Origin of the sequence: Streptomyces sp. NPDC005791, assembly GCF_042871485.1 — a bacterium.
Classification (GTDB): Bacteria; Actinomycetota; Actinomycetes; order Streptomycetales; family Streptomycetaceae; genus Streptomyces.
Genome location: NZ_JBIAIP010000008.1, coordinates 372,180 through 378,179 on the forward strand (window position 1 = coordinate 372,180; position 6,000 = coordinate 378,179).

General features: G+C 67.6%; 7 protein-coding genes and 1 pseudogene. All 8 read right to left on the reverse strand.

Going from position 1 to position 6,000, the window contains the following annotated elements; translation table 11 throughout:
* Positions 1 to 36: 36 nt before the first annotated feature.
* A complete protein-coding gene (locus tag ACFYSH_RS18560; RefSeq protein ID WP_359478876.1) occupies positions 37 to 627 on the reverse strand; it encodes an ATP/GTP-binding protein in 591 nt (196 codons plus the stop codon).
* Positions 614 to 985 (reverse strand): DUF742 domain-containing protein, encoded by a 372-nt coding sequence (locus ACFYSH_RS18565; protein WP_359478879.1) that lies wholly within the window; start codon positions 983 to 985, stop codon positions 614 to 616. The genes ACFYSH_RS18560 and ACFYSH_RS18565 overlap by 14 nt, the downstream gene beginning before the upstream one ends.
* Positions 985 to 1,386 (reverse strand): roadblock/LC7 domain-containing protein, encoded by a 402-nt coding sequence (locus ACFYSH_RS18570; RefSeq protein WP_030826382.1) that lies wholly within the window; start codon positions 1,384 to 1,386, stop codon positions 985 to 987. The genes ACFYSH_RS18565 and ACFYSH_RS18570 overlap by 1 nt, the downstream gene beginning before the upstream one ends.
* Complete coding sequence (locus ACFYSH_RS18575; protein ID WP_388753659.1) at positions 1,383 to 3,584, reverse strand: nitrate- and nitrite sensing domain-containing protein; 2,202 nt, start codon at positions 3,582 to 3,584, stop codon at positions 1,383 to 1,385. The genes ACFYSH_RS18570 and ACFYSH_RS18575 overlap by 4 nt, the downstream gene beginning before the upstream one ends.
* Positions 3,585 to 3,938: 354 nt before the next feature.
* Positions 3,939 to 4,208, reverse strand: a complete 270-nt coding sequence (locus tag ACFYSH_RS18580; protein ID WP_359478886.1) for a hypothetical protein — start codon at positions 4,206 to 4,208, stop codon at positions 3,939 to 3,941.
* Positions 4,209 to 4,328: 120 nt separating this feature from the next.
* Complete coding sequence (locus ACFYSH_RS18585) at positions 4,329 to 4,811, reverse strand: GNAT family N-acetyltransferase (RefSeq protein ID WP_359478889.1); 483 nt, start codon at positions 4,809 to 4,811, stop codon at positions 4,329 to 4,331.
* A gap of 174 nt (positions 4,812 to 4,985) precedes the next feature.
* Positions 4,986 to 5,669 carry an IS5 family transposase gene (locus tag ACFYSH_RS18590; RefSeq protein ID WP_388753677.1) on the reverse strand — a complete coding sequence of 228 codons (684 nt, stop codon included), beginning with the start codon at positions 5,667 to 5,669 and terminating at the stop codon, positions 4,986 to 4,988.
* 18 nt (positions 5,670 to 5,687) lie between these two features.
* Positions 5,688 to 5,860 (reverse strand): annotated as a pseudogene (locus ACFYSH_RS18595) (transposase); the annotation flags it as partial.
* Positions 5,861 to 6,000 lie beyond the last annotated feature (140 nt).

Sequence of the window (6,000 nt, forward strand, 5' to 3'; positions counted from 1 at the left end):
TCGTGCACCTCCACGCCACCACGTGGCAGGCCGAAGTCAGCCGGTCGCCGCGACCCCGGCTTTGGCGATGAGCATGTCCAGAAGCGAGAGCAGCGCACCGCGCGCGTCGTCACGGGAGCGGGCATCGAGCAAGTGGATGGGTGTGTTCGGGTCACGCAGATGCAGCGCCGCCCTGATCTCCTGGGCGGTGTAAGGCTGTTCACCGTGGAAGCAGTTCGCGGCGACCACGAACGGAAGCCCCCGGTTCTCGAAGAAGTCGACGGCCGGGAAACTGCGGTCGAGGCGTCGTGTGTCGACAAGGACAATCGCCCCGAGTGCCCCGTTCAGCAGGTCGTCCCACATGAACCAGAAGCGCTCCTGGCCAGGTGTGCCGAACAGGTAGAGCACGACCTGTGCGTCGGTGAGGGTGATGCGGCCGAAGTCCATCGCGACGGTGGTGACCGCCTTGGACTCGATGCCGTCGAGGTCATCGACGCCGACGCCCGCGCTCGTCAGCCGCTCCTCGGTGCGCAACGGCTCGATCTCGGAGACCGTCTCGACGAAGGTCGTCTTGCCGACGCCGAATCCCCCAGCGATGAGGATCTTGACGGGGTCCGCTTCCTGGGCAGGGGTGTCATATCCGTGCAAGGTTGTCCCTGATTCTCATGAGCAGGTGGACATCGGTTGTCTCGGCCCCTTCCAGGGGTGGCCGGTGTTCGATCAGCCCTCGATCCGCGAGTTCGCCGAGAAGAAGCGTCATGGGAGTGAGGCGGATGTGCATGCGCGCCGCTATCTCGGCGACCGCCAGGCCGCCCGGAGGCGAGCACATCGCGAGGATGGCCTGCCACTCGCTGGGCAGGCCGCCGTGGCCGTCCGCGACGGCCACCGCCGTGATCGTGGCGTCCATGGTGAAAGCGGTGTGCGCAGCCGCCGTACGTCCATCGGTCAGCGCGTACAGCCGCGTCCGGCGGTGGCCTCCCTCTCGCGGCCCCGGCTCGTCCGCCATTACGACGGCTGCGCCTGGCCGCGATCAGGCGTACTCAGCCACTCACCGAGCGCCTGGGCGGTGCGCACGGCTTCACCGCCCAGCTCCCCCAGCCGCGCCTTGCGGGAGGTCACCACGATGAGCGTGCTGCCCTCCCCGCACCCGACGATGCAGAGATAGCAGTCGTCCATCTCGACCAGCTGGCGGATCACCCGGCCGCCGTCGACCTCCCTGGATATCGCCTTCATCGTGGAAGCGATGCCGGAGGACGCTGCGGCTATGCGCTCCGCCTGGTCCCGTTCCAGCTCGTACGAGCTGAGCTTGATCCCGTCGTTGGACAGTAGTACGGCTCCCTGGATGCCGGCGATCCTGCTCAGGTTGTTGTCCAAGACGCTGTAGATCATGTCGTTCGTTGTCGTCATGGCTGATCCTGTCGGAGTTCTTCTTCCACTGTCTGAGTCCCGTGTTCGTAGTCCGCCCAGGCGTCGGCCACTTCCTCAGGTGTCGCCGCATCCTGATGGACGGCAGTCTCCGGTGCGTGTGGCGCGCGGAGCTGCTCGGCGATGTGAGCCTGGGGGACCCGCTCGGGGAGGGCAGGCTTCGCGTCACCGTCCCGTGTCAGGGAAGGAACCGACGGCTTACTCTCCACCGGCCGCTGGGGCAAGCGCTCCGGCGTCCTACGGCCGGCCGACACGGTCTTCGCGTGCAGGACCAGCTCGGGCTTGCGTTCGTCGGACGGGCCCGGTGCCGGGGCGGGCCTCGCCGCCGCGCGCGGCGCTTCCTTTCCCGCCCGGACCGGTTCGGTCGGCACAAGGAGTTCCTTGGGAAGGATCACCACGGCCGACGTCCCCCCGTATACCGAGCGGCGCAGCGTCACTGTGGCCCCGAGCTGTTCGGCGATGTGGCCGACCACGAAGAGTCCGAGCCGGTGAGCGTTTTCCGCCAGGACGGAATACGGCGGGGCCGAGTGCAGACGTCCGTTCATCTCCTCGTAGGTTGTGGCGGTCACCCGAGGCCCGCGGTCCTCGATGTCGACCAACAGCCCGTCTGTCACCAGTTCGGCACGGACGACCACCTTCGACTGCGGCGGGGAGAACCGGGTGGCGTTGTCGAGGAGTTCTGCCAGGAGGTGGCTGATCTCGCTGATCACCCGCGGTACCACGCTGATCTCGTCCAGGGCCTGGCGCTCGATCCGCCGGAAGTCCTCCACTTCCGCGGCGGCTTCGCGCAGCAGGTCGGCGACGCGCATGGGCTCGGTGTGCGGATCGGGGATGTCCCCACCCGCCAGGATGAGCAAGTTCTCGATCTGCCGCCGCATACCCACCGTCAACTGGTCGGACCGCATCAACCGGGCGAGAAGCTCCTCGTCGTGCCCGAAGGCGTCCTGCAGTTCGTCGATGAGGGTCAACTGGCGGCTGACCAGGTTTCCGGTGCGCGAGGCGATGCCCGCGGCGAACATACCGAAACCCTGACGCTCGGCCGCGAGCCGCGCATGCCCGTCGACGGATACGGAGACGACCCGGGCGAACGCGTCGCTGATACGTCCGACCTCGTCCCGGTCTCCGCTCACCGCGGGCAGCGCCTCGTCGTCGACGGGCTGCCCGCGCTGGAGCCGGCCAACGACATCCGGCAGCGTGTCCTCAGCGATGGTCACCGTACGTTGGTGAAGACCGCGCAGGCGGCGGAGCACGGAGCGCGTGGTGAGCACGATGACGGCCGCGACCGCGAAGACGGCTGCGCCGTTTCCGACGATCAGCCAGATGACCCCGTTCTCCAGTTGCGTGGCCTTGGCGTCGGCGTGCACGAGTAGTGCTCGCCCCTGTTTCGCGTTGAGCGCGGCAAGGCGCGCCGCGAACTCGTCATACGCGGCCTGCCAGGCGTCGGCTTCCTTGGGTAGCCCGATGCCGGACGCGGTGTTCTGGTGGTCGGAGATGACCGCGTCCTCGATGCGAACCTTCGTCTTCCAGCCGTCCGAGGCGAAGACCTGGTCGTAGGCCGCTTTGTCCTCGGCCGTCAGATACGGCGCGACCCACTCGTCGTACTGGTACCGCTGGGACCCGACGGAGTTGACGAATTCGGCGAACGCGGAAGGGCTCAGACGCCTGGACGGCCCGGCCATGGCAAGGATGGTGGTCTCGCGTGCCACCATCTCGGACACCGTGAACACCGTGACGACCAGGCCGCTCTCCTGGATGAGCTCGGCGTCTTCCGCATGGCTGAACTCGTTCTGGTACACCCGGATGATGCGGTCGACGAGGTCGGAGTAGTAGCCGATCGTCCGATCCGCGTCCCCGCTGCGGGCGTCCGCGCGCTCGCGGAACGCGGCCAGATCCGCGAGGCTGCGCTTCAGCTCCGCGACGTAGTGATCGTCCTCCCGCCCGGTCGCCGCCAGAGCTCCGTCCGCCGCCCGACGGAACTCGTCCGCGGCCCGGTCCGTGGCCGCGCGCCGCTCGCGCAGCTCCCTCCCGGACACGGAGCCGCTCGCCCACCGTGTGGCGGTCATCGCCCGCTCAGCCTGCAGTTCGACCATCAGCCTGGTCAGGGGTACATCGGTCCGCTCACCGACTGCCACATCAGCGCGCAGTTGCTTTGACTGGTGTACCAGCGGCTGTGCGGTCATGACCACTTGGGTACTCATCGCCAGAATGGGGACGATTGCCAGCCAAATGAGCAGCGTACGCAGGCGCAGAGTACGCCGCCGACGAGTCGCCGGCTGCCCTCGTGTGCCTTCGGGTTCTATGGGAGACATCAGTCCTCGGAGAGCGGGGAACCAGGGGGGACGGCCCGACTGCCGAGACCAGACGCAGTCCTGGGTTCAGGACTGGGGGAAGTCCGGTTCGGCTTTGACGCGACGTGAGGGACCGATCATAACCAGCCGAACCGGAGAAACGGAGAGATGACTTCCGTTAGCCACATGTGGTAGTGGCGACGAAGCAGACCCATCCTCTCGCATGGCAATGAGAGCAGCGGGCGGCTACTTGCTCTGCACGTTGATCCGTACGCACCTCTGACATGTCGTGGCGGGTTCCGGCGCGCCGCCCCGCTCGGTCGCTGAGGACTCGGCCGCCGGCTGCGCGAGGGAGGGGTAGGGGCGGACGCCGATCATGCCGATGGCGGTGAGGGCCGCCGCCACGGCGGCGGCGATGGCGCAGACGAGGAACGCGGTGCTGAAGCCGCTGCCCAGTGCGTCGAGGGCGAGGTCGTGCGCCGCGGATCCGGGAGCGCCGGGTGGCAGGCTGTTCACGGCGATGGGTCCTCCCTCCGCGGCGATGCCCTGCGCCGCCCCTAGGCCATGTATCGAAAGTGGGCCTGTAGCCGACTGCCGAACCCGGATGAGCGCCCGGGGGCGCCCATCCGGGAGGTATCAGAGCTGACGGAAGTAGACAGTGAGTGGGAGAGGTGTGCACCCGAGCGCCTCGTAGAGAGCTCGGGCCGGAGCGTGGAACTGGTCTCCTCCGGTGCCGATCTCGACGACCCCGGCGCCGAGCGCCCGCATCTCTTCGAAAGCGTACTCGCACAGTGCACGGCCCACGTGGTGTCGTCGATGCTGGGCAGAGACGGCGAGGATCGTGATCTCACCCTTCCTGTGGACCGGGGCGACGCTCCATGCCACGTAGCCCACGATGGTGCCGTCAGCTTCGGCGACGGCGACGTACGTGTGCCGTTCGGGGGCGTGGAATTCGGCGACCTGTTTGCGGTAGTCGTTACGCCAGTTGCCGTGCTGAACGGCGAAGACGGCCTCGCCCATCAGTGGGCGGAAGGAGTCCTCGTAGAACGGCCGGAACGTGTCGATGGTCAGTTCGGTGAGTGGTGCCAGGTCCTGCTGGGTGAACGCGCGGATGAGCATGGAAGTGTGCCTCTCAGGCTGAGGGCTTGATACCCGGGCGGAACAAGGGCATCGGTCGGCCCGCTCCCGGCCACAGGATTGGCGGTGAGCAGGGCCTCAGTGACGTGTACGAGAGGCGGGAAAACACTCCATGGTCCGCATCGTAGTGCCCGGCACGCATAGCGAATACTTCGATTACAGCCACTCGTTGACGGCCGCGACGAGGACGGTCGCTTCGTAGCGGACGGCGAGCTTGTCGTATCGCGTGGCGACAGCGCGGTGTCTCTTGAGTCGGTTGATCCCGCACTCGACCGCATGACGCTCGCGGTAGTCGGCCGGGTCGAAGTGCGGTGGTCGGCCACCCTGGGAGCCGAGCTTCTGGCGGTTGCGGGCCTGGTCGGCCTTGTCGGGGATGGTGCAGCGGATTCCGCGGCGGCGCAGATAAGCACGGTTCCCGCGGGAGGCGTACGCCTTGTCCGCGCGGACCCGGTGGGGACGGACGCGTGGCCTGCCAGGCCCGATGCGGGGCACGCGGACCTTCTCCAGCACGGGTTCGAACTGCGGAGAGTCTCCGCGCTGTCCTGCCGTGATCACGATCGACATTGGCTTTTGGCCCTGCTCGACGGCCAGGTGCAGCTTGGTGGTGAACCCGCCGCGTGAGCGTTCGAGCCCATGATCTCCAGGCTCGGTGAACACACCGCCCGGCGGCTCCTTCTGCAGGTCGCCCTGCCTGCGGGCCCCGGCCGCATGCTGATGGGCTCGGCAGACCGTGGAGTCGACGCTCAGGTCCCAGGTGATCGCACCCTGCGCGTCGGCCAGGGACTGGAGCCGGGTGAGGATCTGGTGCCATGCGCCGTTCCGCTGCCACCGGCGGAACAAGTCGTAGACCCGGCCCCACGGCCCGTACTCAACGGGCACGTCCCGCCAGGGCACCCCGGTCGGACCCGGAAACGTATGCCGTCGATCAGTCGCCGCCGAGGCCAAACAGGTGGCCGACCCGCCTTCGTGCCCTTCGGCAGCAGCGGTTCCAGCACCGCCCACTGCTCGTCTGTGAGATCTCCCCGACCCATGAACCGTGATCATCCACAGTCCAAGATCTACTTTCGACACACGGCCTAGTAGGGCTTGGTCATGTTGGTGCGGGGTCTGGCATGTCGCGGTGACAGGTGGGGCAGGCGCCGGTCCAGGTCGCGAGGAGTGTTTGCAGCTC

Bases quoted from the DNA above. Each gene is read 5' to 3' on its own strand.
- ACFYSH_RS18565 (WP_359478879.1), bottom strand. From the start codon at position 985: ATGGCGGACGAGCCGGGGCCGCGAGAGGGAGGCCACCGCCGGACGCGG.
- ACFYSH_RS18570 (WP_030826382.1), bottom strand. From the start codon at position 1,386: ATGACGACAACGAACGACATGATCTACAGCGTCTTGGACAACAACCTG.
- ACFYSH_RS18575 (WP_388753659.1), bottom strand. From the start codon at position 3,584: ATGACCGCACAGCCGCTGGTACACCAGTCAAAGCAACTGCGCGCTGAT.
- ACFYSH_RS18585 (WP_359478889.1), bottom strand. From the start codon at position 4,811: ATGCTCATCCGCGCGTTCACCCAGCAGGACCTGGCACCACTCACCGAA.